This window comes from Ruegeria sp. BHSC029 (assembly GCF_059613085.1).
In genome coordinates, this window is the sequence record NZ_JBXWRU010000002.1 from 264,895 (window position 1) to 285,847 (window position 20,953).

A 20,953-nucleotide genomic window follows, 5' to 3' on the forward strand; every position below is an offset into this window, starting at 1 on the left:
GGTCATGGTCCATACCTAATTCCTCTAGTGACTAGAGGTTCAAGGGGGATTGCGGAAAATGTTCTCGATCGGGGATTTGTCACGGCGCACAGGCGTCAAAGTCGCCACGATCCGGTTTTACGAAGAAAGGGGCCTGCTGCCACCGCCGGAACGGAGCGCTGGCAACCAAAGGCGCTATGACCGCGCCGCGCTCGAGCGGCTGCACTTTGTCAAACACACGCGCGATCTTGGACTGCCACTGGCCGATGTCGAGGCCCTGCTGTCATTGGAAGGCGCCCAAGGCGCCGATCTGAACCGGGCACACGAAATCGCCGAGCGGCAACTGGCGGACCTGCAAGATCGTATTGCAAAACTGCGCCGGCTCGAGACCGAACTTGCCCGGATCGCAGCCGCCTGCGACGGGCAGCACGACCACGTTTGCTCAGTCTTGCAGGCGTTTGGGGATCACGATGCCTGTTCAGCGACGCATCAGGCGCCCCCACCCGTCACGCCAGCGCAGCCCTGATGCGCTCGGCGTGTTTGGCGATCTCGTCGAAATCGCCCATCTTGCCGGGCGGGCGCAGAGAGACGCCCTCGTGCCGGGGAAGGACATGGAAATGCAGGTGAAACACCTCCTGCCCTCCGGCCGCCTCGTTGAACTGCTGGATGGTCACCCCTTCGGCGTCAAAGGCGCGCATGACCGCACGCGCCAGTTTCTGAACCGTGGTCATGACTGCGGCCAATTGCTCGGGTGTGGCATCCAGCACGTTGCGGCAAGGCGTTTTCGGGATCACCAGAAGGTGCCCGTCCGCACGCGGCATGATATCCATGAAAGCCAGCGTGTCCTCATCCTCGTAGACGCGGGTCGAGGGGATCTCGCCCCGCAGGATCTTGGCAAAGATGTTTTCGGGATCATAAGCGGTCATGGTGGGTCTCCGACAAAGGGGCTGCGTGCTGTTCTGCGGCCAAGCCCGCAGCGGGTCAAGGCGTGATTCCGCCCTTGGACAGCCCCTGTCCTTGCAATTCGCCCGATCATCCCCAGATACCGGTCATCCAAGGCCGATATCGCGCGGGTGTCCTCCTGCCCCGCGACAATTATTCTTGATACAGATCAAACTCGGCCATTGAAGGCCGCCCCCTTGCATTCTAAAACCAGCAGGAATCCCGCGCGCCGGAGAGGTCCGGCTGCGCGGTCTATTTGCAACAGGAGGCACCTAAATGGCAGACGCAGCCATTCATGGTCACGATCATGAAGACCAGCGCGGGTTCTTTACCCGGTGGTTCATGTCGACCAACCACAAGGATATCGGGATCCTTTACCTGATCTTCTCGGCCTTTGCCGGGTTCATCTCGGTCGCGATGACCATCTACATGCGGCTTGAACTGATGCATCCGGGCGTTCAGTACATGTGCCTGGAAGGCTTCATGGCCGACCCCTGCACGCCCAACGGACACCTTTGGAACGTGATGATCACCTATCACGGTGTCCTGATGATGTTCTTCGTGGTCATCCCCGCCCTGTTCGGCGGTTTTGGTAACTATTTCATGCCGTTGCAGATCGGTGCGCCGGACATGGCGTTCCCCCGGATGAACAACCTGTCCTTCTGGCTCTATGTCGCCGGCACCTCGCTGGGCATCGCCTCGCTGCTGGCCCCAGGCGGCAACGACCAGGCCGGCTCGGGCGTGGGCTGGGTTCTGTACCCGCCACTGTCGACGACCGAAGGCGGCATGTCCATGGACCTGGCGATCTTTGCCGTGCACGTATCGGGCGCCTCCTCGATCCTCGGCGCGATCAACATGATCACCACCTTCCTGAACATGCGTGCCCCGGGCATGACCCTGTTCAAGGTGCCGCTGTTCAGCTGGTCGATCTTCGTCACCTCGTGGCTGATTCTGCTGTCGCTGCCGGTTCTGGCGGGCGCGATCACCATGCTGCTGATGGACCGCAACTTCGGCTTCACCTTCTTTGATCCGGCCGGTGGCGGTGACCCGATCCTGTACCAGCACATCCTGTGGTTCTTCGGCCACCCCGAGGTGTACATCGTAATCCTGCCAGGCTTTGGCATCATCAGCCACGTCATCGCCACCTTCTCGCGCAAGCCGATCTTCGGCTATCTGCCGATGGTGTGGGCGATCATCGCAATCGGCGCACTGGGCTTCGTCGTGTGGGCACACCATATGTACACCGTGGGCATGTCGCTGCGCCAGCAGGCCTACTTCATGCTGGCCACGATGGTCATCGCGGTTCCGACGGGGGTCAAGGTGTTCTCGTGGATCGCCACCATGTGGGGCGGCTCGATCGAGTTCAAGACGCCGATGCTGTTCGCCTTCGGCTTTCTGTTCCTGTTCACCGTCGGCGGTGTGACCGGTGTGGTTCTGTCGCAGGCCGGTATCGACCGTGCCTACCACGACACCTACTATGTCGTCGCGCACTTCCACTACGTGATGAGCCTGGGTGCAGTCTTCGCGATCTTTGCAGGCGTGTACTTCTACTTCTCGAAGATGACGGGCCGTCAGTACTCGGAGTTCTGGGGCAAGGTACACTTCTGGATGTTCTTCATCGGTGCAAACCTGACCTTCTTCCCGCAGCACTTCCTGGGTCGTCAGGGCATGCCGCGCCGGTATATCGACTATCCCGAAGCCTTCGCTCAGTGGAACTTCGTGTCGTCGATCGGAGCGTTCGTCTCGTTCGCTTCGTTCCTGCTGTTCTTCGGGATCGTGTTCTACGCCCTGTTCCGGGGCGCCAAGGAAACACGTCCGAACCCGTGGAACGAATACGCGGATACGCTGGAATGGACCCTGCCCTCGCCGCCGCCCGAGCACACGTTCGAGCAGCTGCCCAAGCAGGAAGACTGGGACAAGGGCCACGCGCACTGATCCCTTCCCGAAAACAGAAAACCCCGCCTTCACGGCGGGGTTTTTCTTTTACTGTTCGCGCTCTATCGGCCATCGCATTCCGCGGGCGGTCGCAATATCGTTGAAAATCGGGTATCCTTGGGGCGCCGCATGTCCGGCCAATCTCCGAGGTCACCATGCCCGATATTGATTTCTGGTACTCCATCGGCAGCACTTACAGTTTCCTGACCATCATGCGTCTGGACGACTGGTGCGCAGAACATCAGGCGCAGGTTAACTGGCGCCCTTTCGACGTGCGCGCGGTCATGTCTGAACAGAAGAACATTCCGTTTGCGGGCAAACCGGTCAAGTCGGCCTACATGTGGCGCGACATCGAACGCCGCGCAGCCAAGTACCATATCCACGCCAAGCTGCCCGCCCCCTATCCGATTTCGAACCTCGAATTGGCCAACCAGGTCGCGCTGCTGGGAATCCGGGAAGGATGGGGCAAGAGCTTTACCCAAAACCTTTACAGGATCTGGTTTGAGGATGGTATCGAAGCCGGCAGTGAAAACGCCATGTCCGAGGCTCTGTTCCGCTGCCAGCTAGACCCGCTGCCCGTCCTGGCCCGCGCGCGCAGCCCTGAAATCGAAACCGCGTTGAAAGCTGAAACCGAAACGGCGGTGGGCCTGGGCGTATTCGGCGCGCCCAGCTTTGTCACGCGGGGCGAAGTGTTCTGGGGCGACGACCGGCTTGAGGATGCGCTGTCCTGGGCGAGGGTCGGACACGTCGTTTGAAATTGGCAATCGACACCGGATCAGCAGGCGCTATTTTTGCAATATGCCCTACCATTGGAACGACAGCTCGAACTCGGAACAGGAATTGCGCCTTTGGCCGCACAATTCCCTGCCGCCGCGCGGCGCGATGGCCGTCGTGCTATCGGTTTTCCTGTTTGGACTGATTCCCCTGCTTGCAGTTCTGGGATCGGTTCTGCTGTGGGGGCTATTGCCGTTCCTTTTGTTGACGGTGGCGGGCCTATGGCTTGCGATCCAGGCGAACTATCGGTCCCGTAACGTGTTTGAGGTACTGACCCTTACCGGAACCCAAGCACGCCTGATCCATCACAGCGCCCGGACCGGCCAGCAGGAATGGACTTGCAATCGATACTGGGCCCGTCCGGAAATGCACAAGGCCGGCGGACCCGTCCCGAACTATGTGACCCTGTCGGGTGAAGGACGGGTGGTCGAGATTGGCGCGTTCCTCTCAGAGGAGGAACGCATTGCCTTGTATGATGATCTGGTAATACGGCTGCGCGAACCGGCGCTTGAATAAAGCGCGTCAGCAGTCGCCGTTCGACGCTGCGCACAGGTGGTCTTTGACCAGCGGCCCCACCTTTCCAAAGTCCATCTGGCCTGTGTAGTTGGCCTTGAGCTCGCCCATGACCTTGCCCATGTCCCGGATCGACCCGGCACCGGTCGCCGTGATCGCCGTCTGGATGGCCTTTGCGACCTCATCATCATCCAACTGCTTGGGCAGGAATTCCTCGATGATTTTCACCTCGCGCAGTTCGCGCTCGGCCAGGTCCAAACGACCGCCTTCCTCATAGGCCCGCGCGCTTTCCTTGCGCTGCTTGCTCATTTTCCCAAGAATCTCAAGAACATCCGCGTCATCGCAGCCCTTGGCCTCTTCGTTTCCGGCCGCGCGCAGCGCGATGTCCCGATCCTTGATCGCGGCATTGACCAGCCGCAGCGTCGACAGACGCTCGGCATCCTTGTCCTTCATTGCTTGCTTCAGGGCAGTGGTCACCCGAGTTCGCATATCCATCTGTTCTGTCCATCCCCATGGCAACGGAACCCCGAACATATCTAAACAAAATCCGAGGCACAACAGCAGACAGATAAGGCTAAATCATTGAAAAACAACAATAGCCCAAAATTTGAACAGGGTTGACCCGAGGCACCAACCCCCTTAGTTATGCGCCGATTTACCCGATAGGAGAGTCGCGCCATGGCCCATCAAGCCACGTCCAAGCCCACCGCATGTCTGGCTCTGGCCGACGGAACACTCTTCTTCGGAACCGGGTTCGGCGCCACGGGACAAACCGTGGCCGAGCTGTGTTTCAACACCGCGATGACCGGATATCAGGAAATCATGACCGACCCGTCCTATGCCGGGCAGATCGTGACCTTCACTTTCCCACATGTCGGCAATGTCGGCGTCAATCCCGAGGATGACGAAACCGCCGATCCTGTCGCCGCGGGCATGGTGGTCAAGTGGGACCCGACCGAGCCGTCGAACTGGCGCTCGGCCGAGCGGCTGACCGACTGGCTGGCACGCCGTGGCCGGATCGCCATCGGTGGGGTCGATACCCGCCGGCTGACCCGCGCGATCCGCCAGCAAGGCGCTCCGCATGTCGCGCTGGCCCATGACCCGCAGGGCAACTTCGACATTGAAGCCCTGGTTGCAGCGGCGCGTGGTTTCGCCGGGCTGGAGGGCATGGATCTGGCCAAGGACGTGACCTGTGCCCAAAGCTACCGCTGGGACGAGATGCGTTGGGCCTGGCCGGACGGATACCAGCGTCAGGAAGCGCCCGTGCACAAGGTCGTCGCGCTGGACTACGGCGCAAAACGGAACATCCTGCGTTGCCTGGCCTCGGCCGGTTGCGACGTGACGGTCCTGCCTGCAACCGCAACCGCGGCTGAGGTGCTGGCGCACGACCCCGACGGCGTGTTCCTGTCCAACGGCCCGGGAGACCCGGCGGCGACAGGCACTTATGCTGTGCCGATGATCAAGGAAATACTTGAAACCACGGATCTGCCGATTTTCGGGATCTGCCTTGGTCACCAGATGCTGGCACTGGCGTTGGGCGGCAAGACCATCAAGATGAACCACGGACACCACGGCGCGAACCATCCGGTCAAGGACCTGGAAACCGGCAAGGTCGAGATCACCTCGATGAACCACGGATTCGCGGTCGACGCCCAATCGTTGCCTGCGGGGGTGGTTGAAACCCACCGGTCGCTGTTCGATGGCTCGAACTGCGGCATCCGCATGTCCGATCGCCCGGTGTATTCGGTTCAGTATCACCCCGAAGCCTCGCCCGGCCCGCAAGACAGCTTTTACCTGTTTGAACGGTTTGCCGCGGCCATGGCCGACCGAAAAGTGCGCGCTTAATCCCGCAGGTTTGCGGGCCGCGTCAACGTTAACCCGGAATTAACCTTGATTGAGCAACTCTGACCCGACACTTCGGGCAGGGTGCTATGATGGTTGAATTGAATTTTCTGGGTCACGGGCCTGCGACCCCGGTTTCCGGCATTGGCCCGCGCAAACCTTTGGGCACTTGCCTGATCGACTTGGGGGTGATCACCCCCGCTCAACTGGATCACGCCCTGAAACTGCAGGAGCGGCAGAACGCTCCTCTGGGCGAAATTCTGGTTGGCGAGCATATGGCCTCGCGCGGCGATGTGTTGTTGGCGCTGGGCCAACAACATGGGCTGCAGATCGCCGATCTGGAAAACACGCCGCCACCCGCTGACCTTTGCGCGCTGCGCCCAATGCAGTTCTGGCTGACGCACAACGCCATTCCGTGGCTGCGAGTCGGGCCCGTGCTCTTGGTCGCGACAGCCTACCCAGACCGCTTTGATGAAATAAGGTCCGGGTTGGCGGATTGCGCCCAGACAGTCCTTCCGGTGCTGGCCGCACCCGATGACATCGACCAAGCCATTGCCCGACATTACGCAAAACCTTTGGCTGAGGCGTCGGAAACACGGGCGCCGCTTTCGCAAAGCTGCCGCTCATGGACTGCGAGCTCGCGTCTCCTGCCGACCCTCTTGGCTCTGGCTGCGCTTGCGGGCCTGGGCCTGCAACCGAATGCCGGGCTATCCGTGCTGTTCTGGGCCGCAGTTTCAACACTGATCCTGTTCCTGATACTTCGGCTAGCCGGGTTGATATCGTATCTCTTCCCCAAAAAGGCCGAGAAACCAGGCGGTCTGCTTGCGCAACACCGCCTGCCCTGCGTGTCTATCCTGGTGCCGCTGCACAAGGAACGGGAAATCGCCGGTGCGCTGATCCAACGGCTGAAACGCCTGACCTATCCAAAGGCGCTGTTGGACGTGATCCTGGTCTTGGAAGAGCATGACGACGTCACCCGGTCAGCGCTTGCGCAGACCACCCTGCCCAGCTGGATTCGAACGCTGGAGGTGCCCGATCTTGGCAACCTGACCACCAAACCACGGGCGATGAACTATGCGCTGGATTTCTGCCGAGGAGATATTTTGGGCGTCTGGGATGCCGAGGATGCGCCTCTTCCAGACCAACTCGAGACTGTGGTGGAGCAATTCGCCCGCGCGCCCGATGATGTGGTCTGCCTGCAGGGTGTTCTGGACTACTACAACCCGCGCACCAACTGGCGCTCGCGTTGCTTCACCATCGAATACAGCGGTTGGTTCCGCGTGATCCTGCCCGGAATCGCGCGGTTGGGTCTTGTGGTGCCCCTGGGCGGAACGACGTTCTTCTTCCGCAGTGACAAGCTGTTGGAATTGGGGGGCTGGGACGCTCATAATGTGACCGAAGACGCGGATCTGGGGGTTCGACTCAGCCGCGCGGGCTATCGCACCGAAATCGTGAATACCGCCACGTATGAAGAGGCCAATTTCCGCGCCTGGCCTTGGGTGAAGCAGCGCTCGCGCTGGCTCAAAGGGTTTATGGTCACATACCTTGTCCACATGCGCTCGCCCCTGGCATTGATGCGCGATCTGGGGATGTGGCGCTTTCTGGGTGTCCAAGCCTTTTTCCTGGGAACGGTCGGACAATTCCTGCTTGCCCCCGTGCTGTGGGTCTTCTGGCTGACCTTTTTGGGGATGACGAACCCCTTCGAAGCTGTATTGGCACCGCAAATCTTGCACGCCTGTGTCTACCTGTTCCTGACCGCCGAGGCCGCGAATATCCTAGTTGGAGGCTTGGGCGTGCTGGCCGGAGGTCGCCGTTTCCTGCTGCCGTGGGTCCCGACCATGGCACTCTACTACCCCTTGGGCGTGGCAGCCGCCTACAAGGCGCTGTGGGAACTGGCGGTCAGACCGTTCTTCTGGGACAAGACCCAGCACGGGCACGCCAGCGAAGAAGCGCAGCCAGATGAGGCAGCTATTTCTCGCGCCGGATTGCATCCTGCTTCAGCCGGGTCATGAACGCGACCGAGATATGTTCCTTCAAGGCCCGGTCGGCGGCTTCTTCGTCATGAGCCGCGATCGCCTCGACGATCCCCTTATGCTCACTCTGAGCGATTTCACCGCGGCCCTGCGCGGCCAATGAAGTCGTTGCCATCAGAGCCATGGTGCGATGGACAAGGTCCAATTGCTGAACAAGGTAGCGGTTGTGCGACGCAAGGTGGATCTGCTCGTGGAACCGCCGGTTGGCCCGGGAAAGAGCCACTGGATCATCCACAAGCGCGTCATCGGCTTCGACCATATCCTGCAGGACTTTGATTTCCTCATCCGTGGCGTGGCGCGCGGCCAGTCGGGCCGCCAGCCCTTCCAACTCACGCCGCACGACATACAGCTCGGCCATCTGGTTGTGGTCCAGCGAGGCCACGATGAGCGACCGCCCGTCACGTTCCAGCAGCGACTGCGTCTCGAGCCGCTGCAGCGCCTCGCGGATCGGGGTGCGCGACACGCCGAACCGCTCGGCCAGTTCGCTTTCCACCAGCCGGTCGCCGGGTTTGTACACACCCACGTCGATCGCTTCGAGGATCAGGCTGTAGGCATCGGTCTGGGGCTGTCGGGACTGGTTCATTGGGTCGGGTCTCTCCTCGTTCGGACCTGTCTATCCGGGCCATGGGCCTGCAATCAAGTGCGCCATTGAAAACCCGGTGGCCGCGGCCTAAACCCAAGCCTATGGTCAAGCCTGCATTTTCACACGTCACCCAATGGGTGTTCGATCTGGACAATACCCTCTATCCGCCACAGATGCGCCTTTTCGATCAGATCGAGGTGCTGATGACCGAATACGTGGTCGAAGCCCTGCGCGTCGACCGAGCCGAGGCCGACCGGCTGCGCCAGCACTATTGGCGCGAACACGGAACCACGCTGGCCGGGCTGATGGCCGAACATGACCTGGACCCCGAGCCCTACTTGCACGCGGTTCATCAGGTCGACCTGAGCCACATGGAACCCGATCCTGCTCTGGCCGCGCATATCCGGGCTCTGCCGGGGCGGCGCATCGTCTACACCAACGGCAGCGCGCCCTATGCCGAGCGGGTTCTGGCGTCACGCGGATTGGATGGGCTGTTCGACGCGATCTATGGGGTCGAACATGCGGGGTATCGGCCCAAACCGGACAAGGCCGCGTTTGAAACGGTCTTTTCCCGCGACGGCATCCACCCCGACCGCGCCGCGATGTTCGAAGACGAGCCTCGCAACCTGAAGGCCCCGCATGACTTGGGCATGCGTACCGTGCATGTTGCCCCCGATCCGCATGACGCGGATCACATCCACCACCACACCGATGACCTGACCGCCTTTCTCGCGCGCCTGATCTGAATCACCCGAAACTGCGACGAAATGCGCCTGCGCGCAGCCCGAAACTGCGACGATCCGCGCATTCTGCAGCTGCAAAGTCGTTCCTACATCAGGCTCAGCGACGAACAGAACTGGAGACGCCCGATGACCGCGATCGAGATGCCCGGCCGCCTGCCTTTTTGGCAGCGCCTGCTTTTTGCAATTCCCCTGTTTGGCTGGCTGGCCCGCGATGCGGCCAATGGCAAGCCCGAGGATCTCGGCTATACCGTTGCGGCGCTGGTCAGCATGTGGGGCTGTTCGGCCCTGTTGTTCGGCCTGCCGGGCCTGTATCTGCCGGCCCTGGCGATGGTGCCGGTGATGTTCCTGATTCTGGTCCTGATTTCACGCGGCTAGACCACGGGACAGGATGTCACTTGGCGCAGGCCCTAGAACCGCACTAGGGTCCGCAGGCAACGGAGAGTGACGCGATGACCGACAGTTGTGACATCCTGATTTCCGGCGGCGGCATCGCCGGGCTGACCGCGGCGGCCGTATTTGGCGCCGCAGGGTTCGACGTGATCTGCGTGGACCCGACCCCGCCCGTCACCGACCGCGACGCCGACGGGTCCGACCTGCGCACCACTGCGTTTCTGCAACCGGCGCACGGCCTACTGCAGCACTGCGGGTTGTGGGACCGGCTGGAACCCCACGCCGCGCCCCTGCAGATCATGCGCATCGTGGACGCAGGCGGCGACATCCCCGAGCCGCGCGTTGTGCGCGATTTCAACGCCGCCGATATCTCGGATCAACCCTTTGGCTGGAACCTGCCCAACTGGCTGCTGCGGCGCGAGATGGTGGCCCGGCTGCACGAACTGCCGAATGTCGATTTCCGCCCCGGCACCGGCACCGTCAGCCTGTTCACCCGCACCGCCGAGGCGCGTGTGGGCCTGTCCGACGGCACGCGCATCCGCACCAAGCTGGTGATCGCCGCCGACGGCCGCAACTCGCCCATGCGCGAGGCTGCGGGGATCAAGGTCCACACCACGCGATACGGGCAAAAGGCACTGGCCTTTGCGGTAACGCATCCGATCGCCCATGAAAACGTCTCGACCGAGATCCACCGGTCCGGCGGGCCGTTCACTCTGGTCCCCCTGCCCGACTGGCAGGGCCAGCCCTCGTCGGCGATCGTTTGGATGGAGCGCGGCCCGCGCGCGATCGAACTGCTGAACCTGCCCGAGGCCGAATTCGAGGCCGCGATGACCGAGCGGTCCTGCGGCCTGTTCGGGCCGCTGAAACTGGCCTCGCGCCGGACAATCTGGCCGATCATCAGCCAATCGGCCGAGCGCCTGTCGGCCCAGCGCGTGGCCCTGATGGCCGAGGCCGCCCATGTGGTGCCCCCGATCGGCGCGCAGGGGCTGAACATGTCACTGGGGGATCTGCGCAGCCTTCTGGACCTGGCCCAGACCCGGCCCGACGGTCTGGGAGATGCCCAGATGCTCGAGGCCTATCACAAGGCCCGCCATGCCGAGATCGAACTGCGCGTCAAGGGGATCGACCTGCTGAACCGCGCCTCGATGGTCGAGGCACGGCCGTTGCGCGATGCGCGCGCCGCAGGGCTCAACGCGCTTTATTCGAAGCCCGTGGTGCGCAAGACGCTGATGCAGATGGGCCTCGGCGTGCGCTAAAGCCCGTTCCGGCCTACAGCACCTGATCCAGCACCCGCTTCAGCCGGGCCACCGTGCCATCGACATCATACAGCTTGTCCAACCCGAACAGGCCCAGACGGAAGGTGCTGAACCCTTCGGGCTCGTCACATTGCAGCGGCACGCCGGCCGCGATCTGCATGCCCAGCGCGGCGAATTTCTTGCCGTTCTGCACCTCGGGGTCTTCGGTATAGCTGACCACCACCCCCGGCGCGCCAAAGCCTTCGGCCGCGACCGAAACGACCCCCTTGTCGCGCAGCATCGCCCGCACCGCGTTCCCCAGCCGCCATTGGGCATCGCGCAGCTTGTCGAACCCATAGTCACGGGTCTCCTGCATCGTATCACGGAACGCCCGCAGCGCATCGGTGGGCATGGTGGCGTGATAGGCATGGCCGCCGCCCTCATAGGCCTGCATGATCTGGCGCCATTTCTTCAGGTCCAGGGCGAAACTGTCCGAGGTGGTCTCGGTCAGCCGCGCCTCGGCGCGGTCGGACAGCATGACCAGACCGGCACAGGGCGAGGCGCTCCAACCCTTTTGCGGGGCCGAGATCAGAACGTCCACGCCGGTGGCCTTCATGTCGATCCAGGCACAGCCCGAGGCGATGCAGTCGAGCACCATCAACGCGCCGACCTCGTGCGCGGCAGCGGCCATCGCGGTGACATAGTCATCCGGCAGAATGACCCCGGCCGAGGTTTCCACATGCGGCGCAAACACCACGCTGGGTCGCTGGCTGCGAATGGTTTCGACCACCTCGTCGATCGGCGCCGGCGCAAAGGGCGACGGGCTGGAATTCCCCGTTTGACGGGCCTTCAAAACGGTGGCCGAGGCCGTCAGCCCCCCGGTTTCGATGATCTGGCTCCAACGATACGAAAACCAGCCGTTGCGTACCACCAGCACGTTGGCGCCGCGGGCGAACTGTCGGGCCACGGCCTCCATCGCATAGGTTCCGCCACCCGGCACCACGGCCACGCCGTCCGCGCCATAGACCTTGCGCAGCATCCCTGAGATGTCGCGCATCACCTGCTGGAACGCCTGCGACATGTGGTTGAGCGAGCGGTCGGTGAACACGACCGAGAATTCTTCGAGCCCGTCCGGATCGACTGTATTCAACAATGCAGGCATGCTGTCTCCTTTTCTGGGTTGCTCACTTTCTGAAGGCTTTGCATCTGTTGGTAAAGTGCTCATTGACCCTCATGCGCTCCCCCTAAGTCAACGGTCAGAAGCTCGGCTGCACACCCGTCTCAGCAGCCTGATAGGCCGAATTGACGCCAATTAGTGTCACCTCTCTCTTTACACCTTGACGTGTTTCTGAACAGATACGCACATCTTGAGCTTGAAAGGATATTTTAGACCGTGAACGTTCAAAAGCGGATCAGTTTCCAATTCGTTCGGGACGAAGTGAAGCGGCGGATCGAGACAAGGGTCTGGCCCCAAGGTTCCTTGCTGCCGACCGAAACCCAGCTTGCCGAAGAGTTCAACTGCGCGCGTGCAACCGTCAACCGTGCGCTGCGCGAACTGGCAGAGCAAGGGTTCGTCGAGCGCAAGCGCAAGAGCGGAACGCGGGTCAAGAAATCACCCAGCAAACAGGCCAAGCTGGAACTGTCGCTGGCCCGTCAGATCGTCGAAGACCAGAACCAGACCTACCGCTATGCCCTGGTCGAGCGCAGCATCGACAAGAGCCCGGGCTGGCTCAGCTCGCAACTGGGTCTGCCGCCGCAATCGCAGATCCTGCATCTGGTGTGCATGCACTATGCCGACAACCGCCCGTTTCAGCACGAAGAACGCTGGATCAACATTTCGGCCGTCCCCGAGGTTGAAGATGCCAATCTGGAAGAAGTCGGGCCGCATGAATGGCTGTTGAATGCGAACCCCTTCATTGACGCCGAGCTTGCACTCTACGCCATTTCCGCCGACAGCCACTTGGCAGATTATATGGGAACGACGACCGGGGCCGCGATGATTCAGCTTGAGCGCACGACCTGGAAAGACGGACAGCCGGTTTCGTTTGCCCGCCTGACCCACCATCCGGGCTATTGCATCCGTACCCGTTACTGACCGCTAGCCAATCGGCCCGGGCAGGCGTTCTTCGCTCAGCAGTACATTTGCTTCGACATCCCCGGCCCCCGGCAGGGTCATGATACGACGCCGCAGAACACGCTCGAAATCTGCCAGATCGCGTGCCACCACCCGCAGTCGGTAGTCATACAGGCCCAGTACGTGTTCCACGGTTTGGACTTCGGGAATGGCGCTAACGGCGCGTTCGAAATCCTCGAGGCTGACCTGGCCTTTGCGCGCCAGCTTGACGCCCAGAAATACTGTGACACCGAACCCCAGTGCCTCGGCGTTCAAGCGCAGCCTGCGCCCCTTGATGATGCCCGCCTGCTCCAGCCGCCGGATCCGGCGCCAGGTGGCAGGCTGCGACAGACCGAAACGCCGCCCCAGCGCACCTGCACTCTGCGTCGCGTCCTGAGCCAAAGCGCGCAGCAGTTTGCAGTCCAGTTCATCCAGTTCGATCATACCGGCAGCACCTCGTCCCGCTTGACCCGCGCGATGTGCATCAGGGCCTCGATATCGGCGATATGCGGCAGGGTCAGGATACGATCGCGATAGACCTGCTGATAATGCGCCATGTCCCGCGCGATGACGGACAGGCGGACATCCACCCGCCCCAGAAAGGTCTGGATCTCGATCACCTCGGGCACTTTGCGGGCGGCTTCGGTGAATTCGTCGAATGCGCGCGGCTGGGTTTTGTCCAGCGTCACCCGCAGCGACACCTCGACCGCATAGCCCATGGCGGACCAGTCGATCACGGCCTCCTGTCCCTGAATGATCCCGGCGGCCTGCATCTTCTCGATCCGGCGCCAGCACACGCCATTGCTGATCCGGCACCGCTCGGCCAGCTCGGCGGTGCTCAGGCTTGGGTCAGCCTGAAAATGGCGCAGGATACGGCGGTCGATGTCGTCAAGCATGACTTTTTCAAGTTTTCCGGTTTCTAAGAATTATTCTTCGCTTCTGTCGTCAATATCCAATGCCATCGCTCTCGCCAATAGCAATCACTGCAGATAGAACCGCAGCAATCGAAACAGAAAGGACCGGCAAAATGCGCGTCTATTACGATCGCGATTGCGACATCAACCTGATCAAGGACAAGAAAGTGGCCATTCTGGGCTATGGCTCTCAAGGCCACGCCCACGCGCTGAACCTGCGCGACTCGGGCGCCAAGAACCTGGTCGTCGCCCTGCGCGAAGGCTCGCGCTCGGCCAAGAAAGCCGAAGCCGAAGGCCTGCAGGTGATGGGCATCGCCGAGGCCGCGGCCTGGTGCGACGTCATCATGTTCACCATGCCCGACGAGCTTCAGGCCGAGACCTACAAGAAATACGTGCATGACAACATCAAGCCCGGCGCGGCAATCGCCTTTGCCCACGGCCTGAACGTGCATTTCGGCCTGATCGAGCCGAAAGAGGGCGTGGACGTCATCATGATGGCCCCCAAAGGCCCCGGCCACACCGTACGCGGCGAATATGTCAAAGGCGGCGGCGTGCCGTGCCTGGTGGCCGTTCACACCGACGCGACCGGCAAGGCGCTGGAAATCGGCCTGTCCTACTGCTCGGCCATCGGCGGCGGCCGTTCGGGCATCATCGAGACCAATTTCCGCGAGGAATGCGAAACCGACCTGTTCGGCGAGCAGGCCGTTCTTTGCGGCGGTCTGGTCGAACTGATCCGCTGCGGCTTTGAAACCCTGGTCGAGGCCGGCTATGCGCCCGAGATGGCCTATTTCGAGTGTCTGCACGAGGTGAAGCTGATCGTGGACCTGATCTATGAAGGCGGCATCGCCAACATGGACTACTCGATCTCGAACACCGCGGAATACGGTCAATACGTGACCGGCCCGCGCATCCTGCCCTATGAGCAGACCAAAAAGGCGATGAAAGAGGTTCTGAACGACATCCAGCAAGGCAAGTTCGTGCGCGACTTCATGCTGGAAAACCAGGTCGGTCAGCCCACGATCAAGGCTTCGCGCCGGGCCAACGACGAACACCAGATCGAAGAAGTCGGCAAAAAGCTGCGGGGCATGATGCCCTGGATTTCGGCCGGCAAGCTGGTCGATCAGGAAAAGAACTGAGCCCTGAACGGCTTGAACCCAAGGGCGGCCCCGGAGGCCGCCCTTTTCATGCAGAACGGATGAACAGGCAGCGATGGTGCCTCAACCCGACATACGCGACTGGAGCGGCGTCATTGCCCTGGGCCTGATCTGGGGCGGCACCTTCATGGTCGTCGCGATGGCGTTGGAAGACTATGGCCCGATCACGGTGGCCACTGCGCGGACGACGCTGGGCGCGGTGATGCTGTTGGCCTTGATGGGGCTGACCGGGCGGCGTATCCCCAGCCTGACACCAAGTCTGGCGTGGTCGGTGATCCTGATCGGCATCCTGTCCACCGCGCTGCCTTTCGTGCTGCTCAGCTGGGGGCAGCAATATGTACCCTCGGCCTTTGCCGGACTGTCCATGGCCGCAATTCCGCTGATGGTTCTTCCGCTGGCGCATTTCTTCTCGGACGAACCCCTGAACGCACGTCGTTTCGTCGGGGTATCCCTGGGTTTCACCGGAGCGCTGGTGCTTATCGGCCCGGGACTGGCGCAACTGGGCAGCGGGGCCGAGCCGCTGGCCCAACTGGCCTGCATCGGGGCGGCGTTCTGCTATTCGGTGGCGTCGATCCTGACCCGGCGCTGCCCGCCGATCGACCCGGTGGTTCTGGCCGCACTGACATTGGTGGTGGGCGCGGTGATCCTGCTGCCGATCATGATGGCGACCGAAAGCGTGCCCACCCCGCGGGGTCTGCGCCCCACGCTTGCCTTGATCGTGCTGGGGCTTGTGCCAACGGCCTTTGCGACGTTGCTGCGGGTGTCGATCATTCGCAGCGCCGGGTCGGTCTTCATGACGCTGGTGAACTATCAGGTGCCGGTCTGGTCGATGATCTTCGGCGCATGGATCCTGTCCGAGGCGCTGCCGCTGCGGTTCTACATCGCGCTGGCGCTGATCCTGACCGGAATGGCGATTAGCCAATGGTTCAGTTTGCGCAGGATGCTGTTGGGCTACTGACGCGCGGCGGCTTCGACCTCGGCCACGATCCCATCGACGACCTGTGCCAAAAGGGCGTCGTCCTCGCATTCCGCCATCACACGGATCAGGGGCTCGGTCCCCGACTTGCGGATCAGCAGCCGCCCCTGCCCGTTCAGCCGCGCCTCGGCATCGGCGATCGCGGCCTTGACCGTCTCCGCTTCCAGCGGGGCCTGACCTTCGCCGTATCGTACGTTCTTCAGCAGTTGCGGCACCGTCTCGAACTGTTGCGCCAGATCCGAGGCTTTGCGCCCCGAATTCACCATCTCGGCCAGGAAATGCAGCCCCGCCATCAGGCCATCACCCGTGGTGGCATAGTCGCTCATGACGATATGGCCGGATTGCTCGCCGCCAAGGTTGAACCCGCCTTCCCGCATACGCTCGACCACATAGCGGTCACCGACCGCCGTCCGTTCCAGCCGCAGCCCGCGCGCGCCCAGAAACCGTTCCAGACCCAGGTTCGACATGACGGTCGCAACAAGCGCGCCGCCTTTCAGCCGTTCGGAAGTGGCCCAAGCGGTAGCCAGAAGGGCCATGAGTTGATCACCATCGGCGACCTGCCCGGTCTCATCCACGATCACCACCCGGTCGGCATCGCCGTCGAGGCAGATGCCCACATCCGCCCCATGCGCCACGACGGCCTCGGCCGCCACGCGCGGCTGGGTCGAGCCGCAACCCAGGTTGATGTTCTTGCCGTTGGGTGCCGTTCCCACCGGGATCACCTCGGCCCCCAGCTCCCACAGGACCTCGGGCGCGGTGCGGTGCGCGGCGCCGTTGGCGCAGTCGATCACCACCTTGAGGCCATCCAGACGCAGCTCGCGCGGCAGAGATGACTTGACCCGCTCGCCATAGCGGAACCGCGCGTCATCGACGCGCCGGGCGCGCCCGATATTCTGCGCCTGCGCGGGTTTGACCCCCTCTTCGATCAGCTGTTCGATTTCAAGTTCGGCCTGATCGGACAGTTTGAACCCATCGGGGCCGAAGAACTTGATCCCGTTGTCCTCGGCCGGGTTGTGGCTGGCCGAGATCATTACACCCAGATCGGCCCGCATCGACCGGGTCATCAGCCCGACTGCCGGTGTCGGCACCGGCCCCAGCAGCAGCACGTTCATGCCGGTCGACGTCAGACCCGCCGTCAGCGCGTTTTCCAGCATATAGCCCGACAGGCGCGTATCCTTGCCGATCACCACCCGGTGAACGCCCGAGCCATCCCGGCGGAAGTACCGCCCCACCGCCGCGCCGATCCGCAACGCCATCTCGGCCGTCATCGGATAGGTGTTGGCGGTGCCCCGCACCCCGTCGGTTCCGAACAGCTTGCGCATACCTGCTACTCCACAAAGTCCTGCCTGCGACCCGATTACCGGACAGCGGCCCACAGGCGCAAGGCCTGAGCGGTCTCGGCCACGTCATGCACCCGGATGATCTGCACACCTTGCGACAATCCTGCCAACGCAACGGCGATTGATCCCGGCGCGCGGGCATCCTTGCGCGGTTCCGCGCCGATCCGGCCGATGAAGCCCTTGCGTGACACACCCAGCAGGATCGGGCAACCCAACCCGTGAAACAGGCTGAGATTGCGCAGCAAGGTCAGGTTGTGGTCCTCGGTCTTGCCGAAACCGATGCCTGGATCAACGATGATCCGGCCCCGATCCAGCCCGAGGCCTTCCAGCCGGGCCACCTGCCCGGACAGGAAATCGTAGACGTCCAGCAGAACGTCGTTATAGGTCGGGTTGTCCTGCATCGTGGCCGGGTCGCCCTGCATGTGCATCACGCAGACCGGCGCATTGATTTCAGCGCAGAAAGCCCCAAGCGCGGGATCGAAGGTAAAGCCTGAAACATCGTTGATCAGCCCTGCCCCGGCCTCGACTGCGGCCCTGGCCACGGCGGATTTGCGCGTGTCGATCGAGATCAGCGCCGGTGTCTCAGCCCGGATCGCGCGGATCAAGGGCTGGGTGCGGGCGATCTCTTCGTCCTCGGGCACAAAATCCGCACCGGGGCGAGTGGATTCACCACCGATGTCCAGAATGGTCGCACTGTGCGCGACCATTTCCCGGGCTGCTGCACACGCGGCGTCGGGGGTGTTGTGCTTGCCACCGTCGGAAAAGCTGTCGGGCGTGGCGTTCAGAATGCCCATGATCTGCGGCTGCGCCATATCCAGTCCGGCAATCGCGGCGCGCGGTTGCGTCAGCCGGTCTAGCCACGTTTCAGGGATATCGGCAGCCGCAACGATCCGGGGTGCCGCGTCACGCTGCAGACATTCGGCATGGGTGAACCACAGGTCCTGCCCCGCCAGCAGCAAGGCCCCGTCCGGGCGCACAGGCCCGTGTTGCACCAATGGGCGATAGTAGCTGGTCACAGTTGCGCCTGCTCCACCGGAACCGCCCGAAGCGGCGTTTTGGGCGACTCGGGCAGTTCCCCGCCAATGACCAGCATTTCGCTGGCCTCAAAGGTGGCGGCGAACCAGGCGGCCAAGGCCACCGCATCGGACGGCGCCGCCGAAGGCCCATCGACCGCATCCAGCACGATCTTGGACGGTGCCCAGACACAGATCTGACCGTTCTTCATGGCCCAGTCCAGTTCGGTCCGGGTCGAGACGACGACGCAGCGATGATCACGCGCGGCCAGCACCCAAGCGTTCTGCTCGATCGCTAGCAGGTCGATCCGGCGCTGGGTCATGGCATGGCCGGTCTGCGGCACCGGCAGATCGGAGGCGCCCACGCAAAGAATCAGCGGTCGCTGCCGGTTTTCCAACTGGTCGATCCAGCCCGACAAATTTTCGGACTCAATCGCTGCGTTCGACAGAAAGACCAGCCGGGGATGTGGGCGCTCTTCTTCGATGACATCGTGATGGACGGCATCCTTGCCACGAACGATTTCGACGCCCAAAGCACCCGGACCGCGATCCAGTTTTTCAATGCGTACAAAAGCTCTTACCGCCTGAGGTTCAAGCAGGATCCGCTCGGCTATTCGATCCGCCAGCGTTTCGAGCAAGTTCAGACGCTCGGCCGCGAGTTCATAGGCGATGGCCTCGGTCACCCGGTCATAGGACAGGATGCGATCGACATCATCGTCGATGTTTTCGGTCAGCGGACGCACCTCGACCACGATGTTGAAACAGATGCGCTGGGTGGTGCCCCGTTCGGCCTGAAAGGCGCCGATCTCGACCTCGACAATGTGGTCGCGCAACGAGATACGATCCAGCGGCCCGCGTGGCGCAGTCGCCTCGGACCGTTCGGACGGGTGCGCAAAGGCAAGGCGGATTTCAGTACTCATGGCACGGGCCTTTTCGGGCAGCTTGGACAGGTTTGCCCAATTTAGTGGTTCCGCGCGGCTATAGCATTCAAGCAAACGCCATTCCAGCCGCCGAATGCGGCGTCAGGTGACGCGGTACCAACTCATCATACCCGATGCGGCGTGTCCAAGCATATGGCAATGCAGCAGCCAGTTGCCCGGGTTATCGGTGACCAGCGCGATCTCGCGAGTCTCGCCACGTTCGACCAGAACCGTATCGCGCCATGGCCCAAGACTTCCGTCCGGCAAGATCAGCCGAAAGTGGTGACCATGCAGGTGCATCGCGTGCGGGAATACCGTTTCGTTCACGAAGGCGATCCGGTGAACGCTTCCCGGGTACGCATCCAGAAACGGGTCATCGGGTCGCTCGGCGTAGCCATTCAGCGCCCAGAACCGCCCCAGCTGAGCCAGTTCCCGGCCCGAGAGCTCGGTCTCGCCAATCCGCGCGCTTTCAAGCCAGCGCATGGCCCCGCCCTGCAGCCTCATCTCATGCCGCGGTACGTTGTTGATATCCGTCAATTCCGGAAGCGGGTTCGGCGGCAATGGCCGAACTCCCGACCGGGGAGTGGAAGCCGCCTGCCCTGCCACAGAAAATCGGGCCAAACCAAAGGCGCCGTCACGTTCCTGACTGAACAGGCTGGCCGTTTCCGCATCCGCAGCCAGCACATCCACCAACAAATCCGCACGTTGTGCCGGGGCCAGCGGGAACGTGTCCACAATCCGGATCGGCTCGGCCAAAGGCATTCCATCCAGCGCGACGATCCAACCGGCCATTCCGTCCAAGCCTACGGTGAAGACACGCGCATTCGCGGCGTTGACCAACCTCAGACGCAGGCGTTGGTTTTGTTGAACAGGAAAGGATGGGTCGAATGCTCCATTGACGGTAATGAGGTTTCCCAGCCGACCAGCATGGCTGAGGTCATGACCGTTGTCGAAGTCTTGGGTAATCTGGGCCGTTTCCGGATCAAGTCGCCAGTCATCGAGCATCAGCACCAGATCCTGCTCCACATCCGGCGCTTCGGACTCGTGCACGATCAAAGGGCCATACAGGCCACGGGCCACCTGTTCGACTGACTTGTTATGCGCATGATACCAATAGGTTCCGGCGTCCGGCACGATGAAATCATAGTCGAAGGTCGCGCCGCTTGGAACCGCTTCCTGAGTAAGACCCGGCACGCCATCCATAGCGTTGTCGATGCGGATACCATGCCAATGAACCGAGGTGGCTTGCGGTAATTCGTTCACCAAGCGGCGCTGAACCCGCTCGCCTTGCTGCAGATGGATTGGGCTGCCTGGCACCGACCCATCAAAGCCCCAGATATCGGTTTCCGGAAACCCCGGAGGGGCAATCAACTGAGCGCCCTCGCGCGCAGTCAGGGTCAGCGGCGCGGAGCGCGCCAGCGTTGGAAACACCGCAAGCGCGGCGGCAGATTTCAAAAGGCTTCGGCGGCTCAGATTCATTGCGGATCTCCTTGACCGCAATATAGCCCTTGGTTTCACCCGCGCCATCAACGTTCCAGCGCGGGTGCGTCAATG

General features: G+C 62.3%; 22 protein-coding genes. 12 read left to right on the forward strand and 10 right to left on the reverse strand.

All coding sequences use genetic code 11. The features are described from left to right. The first annotated feature begins 58 nt into the window (after positions 1-58). The gene (locus tag AC2FML_RS04955) at positions 59-505 is read left to right on the forward strand and encodes a MerR family transcriptional regulator (protein WP_496782231.1); all 447 of its coding nucleotides are present in this window, start codon (positions 59-61) and stop codon (positions 503-505) included. Here the strand turns inward: AC2FML_RS04955 and AC2FML_RS04960 are convergent. Next, positions 486-905 carry an HIT family protein gene (locus AC2FML_RS04960; RefSeq protein ID WP_093962481.1) on the reverse strand — a complete coding sequence of 140 codons (420 nt, stop codon included), beginning with the start codon at positions 903-905 and terminating at the stop codon, positions 486-488. The two genes, AC2FML_RS04955 and AC2FML_RS04960, sit on opposite strands and share 20 nt — an antisense overlap. 292 nt (positions 906-1,197) lie before the next feature. Here AC2FML_RS04960 and ctaD point away from each other — a divergent pair, with 292 nt between their 5' ends. The 3 genes from ctaD to AC2FML_RS04975 all read left to right on the forward strand — a co-directional run bounded on the left by ctaD (position 1,198) and on the right by AC2FML_RS04975 (position 4,146). Continuing rightward, entirely contained in the window at positions 1,198-2,856 is a 1,659-nt protein-coding gene (gene ctaD, locus AC2FML_RS04965) for a cytochrome c oxidase subunit I (RefSeq protein ID WP_170337942.1), read from the forward strand. 155 nt (positions 2,857-3,011) lie between these two features. Further along, a complete protein-coding gene (locus tag AC2FML_RS04970; protein WP_170438771.1) occupies positions 3,012-3,611 on the forward strand; it encodes a 2-hydroxychromene-2-carboxylate isomerase in 600 nt (199 codons plus the stop codon). A gap of 43 nt (positions 3,612-3,654) precedes the next feature. Then, on the forward strand, positions 3,655-4,146 hold the full coding sequence (locus tag AC2FML_RS04975; protein WP_170366421.1) for a DUF2244 domain-containing protein: 492 nt from the start codon (positions 3,655-3,657) through the stop codon (positions 4,144-4,146). A 6-nt stretch (positions 4,147-4,152) separates the two neighbouring features. Here AC2FML_RS04975 and AC2FML_RS04980 read toward each other — a convergent pair whose 3' ends face one another. Continuing rightward, a complete protein-coding gene (locus tag AC2FML_RS04980) occupies positions 4,153-4,638 on the reverse strand; it encodes a GatB/YqeY domain-containing protein (RefSeq protein WP_170338416.1) in 486 nt (161 codons plus the stop codon). A gap of 183 nt (positions 4,639-4,821) precedes the next feature. On the opposite strand from AC2FML_RS04980, the gene carA reads away from it, so the two are divergent. Then, positions 4,822-5,988: a glutamine-hydrolyzing carbamoyl-phosphate synthase small subunit gene (gene carA / locus AC2FML_RS04985; protein ID WP_480753560.1), complete on the forward strand. Its 1,167-nt coding sequence runs from the start codon at positions 4,822-4,824 to the stop codon at positions 5,986-5,988. 89 nt (positions 5,989-6,077) lie between these two features. Then, positions 6,078-7,997, forward strand: coding sequence for a glycosyltransferase family 2 protein (locus AC2FML_RS04990; RefSeq protein ID WP_496782232.1), 1,920 nt, complete (start codon positions 6,078-6,080; stop codon positions 7,995-7,997). Here AC2FML_RS04990 and AC2FML_RS04995 read toward each other — a convergent pair. Further along, on the reverse strand, positions 7,954-8,601 hold the full coding sequence (locus AC2FML_RS04995) for a GntR family transcriptional regulator (RefSeq protein ID WP_093962488.1): 648 nt from the start codon (positions 8,599-8,601) through the stop codon (positions 7,954-7,956). The two genes, AC2FML_RS04990 and AC2FML_RS04995, sit on opposite strands and share 44 nt — an antisense overlap. A gap of 101 nt (positions 8,602-8,702) precedes the next feature. Here AC2FML_RS04995 and AC2FML_RS05000 point away from each other — a divergent pair, with 101 nt between their 5' ends. The 3 genes from AC2FML_RS05000 to AC2FML_RS05010 all read left to right on the forward strand — a co-directional run bounded on the left by AC2FML_RS05000 (position 8,703) and on the right by AC2FML_RS05010 (position 10,990). Beyond that, on the forward strand, positions 8,703-9,347 hold the full coding sequence (locus AC2FML_RS05000) for a pyrimidine 5'-nucleotidase (RefSeq protein ID WP_496782234.1): 645 nt from the start codon (positions 8,703-8,705) through the stop codon (positions 9,345-9,347). Between the two features lie 123 nt (positions 9,348-9,470). Next, positions 9,471-9,719, forward strand: a complete 249-nt coding sequence (locus AC2FML_RS05005) for a hypothetical protein (RefSeq protein WP_093962490.1) — start codon at positions 9,471-9,473, stop codon at positions 9,717-9,719. A 74-nt stretch (positions 9,720-9,793) separates the two neighbouring features. Then, positions 9,794-10,990 carry a UbiH/UbiF family hydroxylase gene (locus tag AC2FML_RS05010; RefSeq protein WP_496782236.1) on the forward strand — a complete coding sequence of 399 codons (1,197 nt, stop codon included), beginning with the start codon at positions 9,794-9,796 and terminating at the stop codon, positions 10,988-10,990. Positions 10,991-11,003: 13 nt separating this feature from the next. On the opposite strand, the gene AC2FML_RS05015 is transcribed toward AC2FML_RS05010, so the two are convergent. After that, on the reverse strand, positions 11,004-12,131 hold the full coding sequence (locus AC2FML_RS05015; RefSeq protein ID WP_496782238.1) for an aminotransferase class V-fold PLP-dependent enzyme: 1,128 nt from the start codon (positions 12,129-12,131) through the stop codon (positions 11,004-11,006). Between the two features lie 231 nt (positions 12,132-12,362). Between AC2FML_RS05015 and hutC the strand changes: the two genes are divergently transcribed. Further along, complete coding sequence (gene hutC / locus AC2FML_RS05020) at positions 12,363-13,064, forward strand: histidine utilization transcriptional repressor HutC (protein WP_170363152.1); 702 nt, start codon at positions 12,363-12,365, stop codon at positions 13,062-13,064. Between the two features lie 3 nt (positions 13,065-13,067). Here hutC and AC2FML_RS05025 read toward each other — a convergent pair whose 3' ends face one another. Together AC2FML_RS05025 and AC2FML_RS05030 are read right to left on the reverse strand one after the other, a co-directional pair. Beyond that, the gene (locus AC2FML_RS05025; protein ID WP_496782239.1) at positions 13,068-13,526 is read right to left on the reverse strand and encodes an Lrp/AsnC family transcriptional regulator; all 459 of its coding nucleotides are present in this window, start codon (positions 13,524-13,526) and stop codon (positions 13,068-13,070) included. After that, on the reverse strand, positions 13,523-13,978 hold the full coding sequence (locus tag AC2FML_RS05030; protein ID WP_170366436.1) for an Lrp/AsnC family transcriptional regulator: 456 nt from the start codon (positions 13,976-13,978) through the stop codon (positions 13,523-13,525). Before AC2FML_RS05030 ends, AC2FML_RS05025 begins: the two co-directional genes overlap by 4 nt. 131 nt (positions 13,979-14,109) lie before the next feature. Here AC2FML_RS05030 and ilvC point away from each other — a divergent pair, with 131 nt between their 5' ends. Together ilvC and AC2FML_RS05040 are read left to right on the forward strand one after the other, a co-directional pair. Beyond that, positions 14,110-15,132 carry a ketol-acid reductoisomerase gene (gene ilvC, locus AC2FML_RS05035; protein ID WP_170390472.1) on the forward strand — a complete coding sequence of 341 codons (1,023 nt, stop codon included), beginning with the start codon at positions 14,110-14,112 and terminating at the stop codon, positions 15,130-15,132. A gap of 73 nt (positions 15,133-15,205) precedes the next feature. Next, positions 15,206-16,108 carry a DMT family transporter gene (locus AC2FML_RS05040; RefSeq protein WP_496782241.1) on the forward strand — a complete coding sequence of 301 codons (903 nt, stop codon included), beginning with the start codon at positions 15,206-15,208 and terminating at the stop codon, positions 16,106-16,108. Here the strand turns inward: AC2FML_RS05040 and glmM are convergent. From glmM to AC2FML_RS05060, 4 genes are all read right to left on the reverse strand, one after another. Continuing rightward, positions 16,102-17,448: a phosphoglucosamine mutase gene (glmM, locus tag AC2FML_RS05045; protein ID WP_170337916.1), complete on the reverse strand. Its 1,347-nt coding sequence runs from the start codon at positions 17,446-17,448 to the stop codon at positions 16,102-16,104. The two genes, AC2FML_RS05040 and glmM, sit on opposite strands and share 7 nt — an antisense overlap. A gap of 35 nt (positions 17,449-17,483) precedes the next feature. Then, positions 17,484-18,482: a dihydropteroate synthase gene (gene folP / locus AC2FML_RS05050; RefSeq protein WP_496782243.1), complete on the reverse strand. Its 999-nt coding sequence runs from the start codon at positions 18,480-18,482 to the stop codon at positions 17,484-17,486. After that, the gene (locus AC2FML_RS05055; RefSeq protein ID WP_170370719.1) at positions 18,479-19,399 is read right to left on the reverse strand and encodes a dihydroneopterin aldolase; all 921 of its coding nucleotides are present in this window, start codon (positions 19,397-19,399) and stop codon (positions 18,479-18,481) included. Before AC2FML_RS05055 ends, folP begins: the two co-directional genes overlap by 4 nt. Positions 19,400-19,501: 102 nt before the next feature. After that, positions 19,502-20,878, reverse strand: a complete 1,377-nt coding sequence (locus tag AC2FML_RS05060; protein ID WP_496782245.1) for a multicopper oxidase family protein — start codon at positions 20,876-20,878, stop codon at positions 19,502-19,504. Positions 20,879-20,953: the final 75 nt, after the last annotated feature.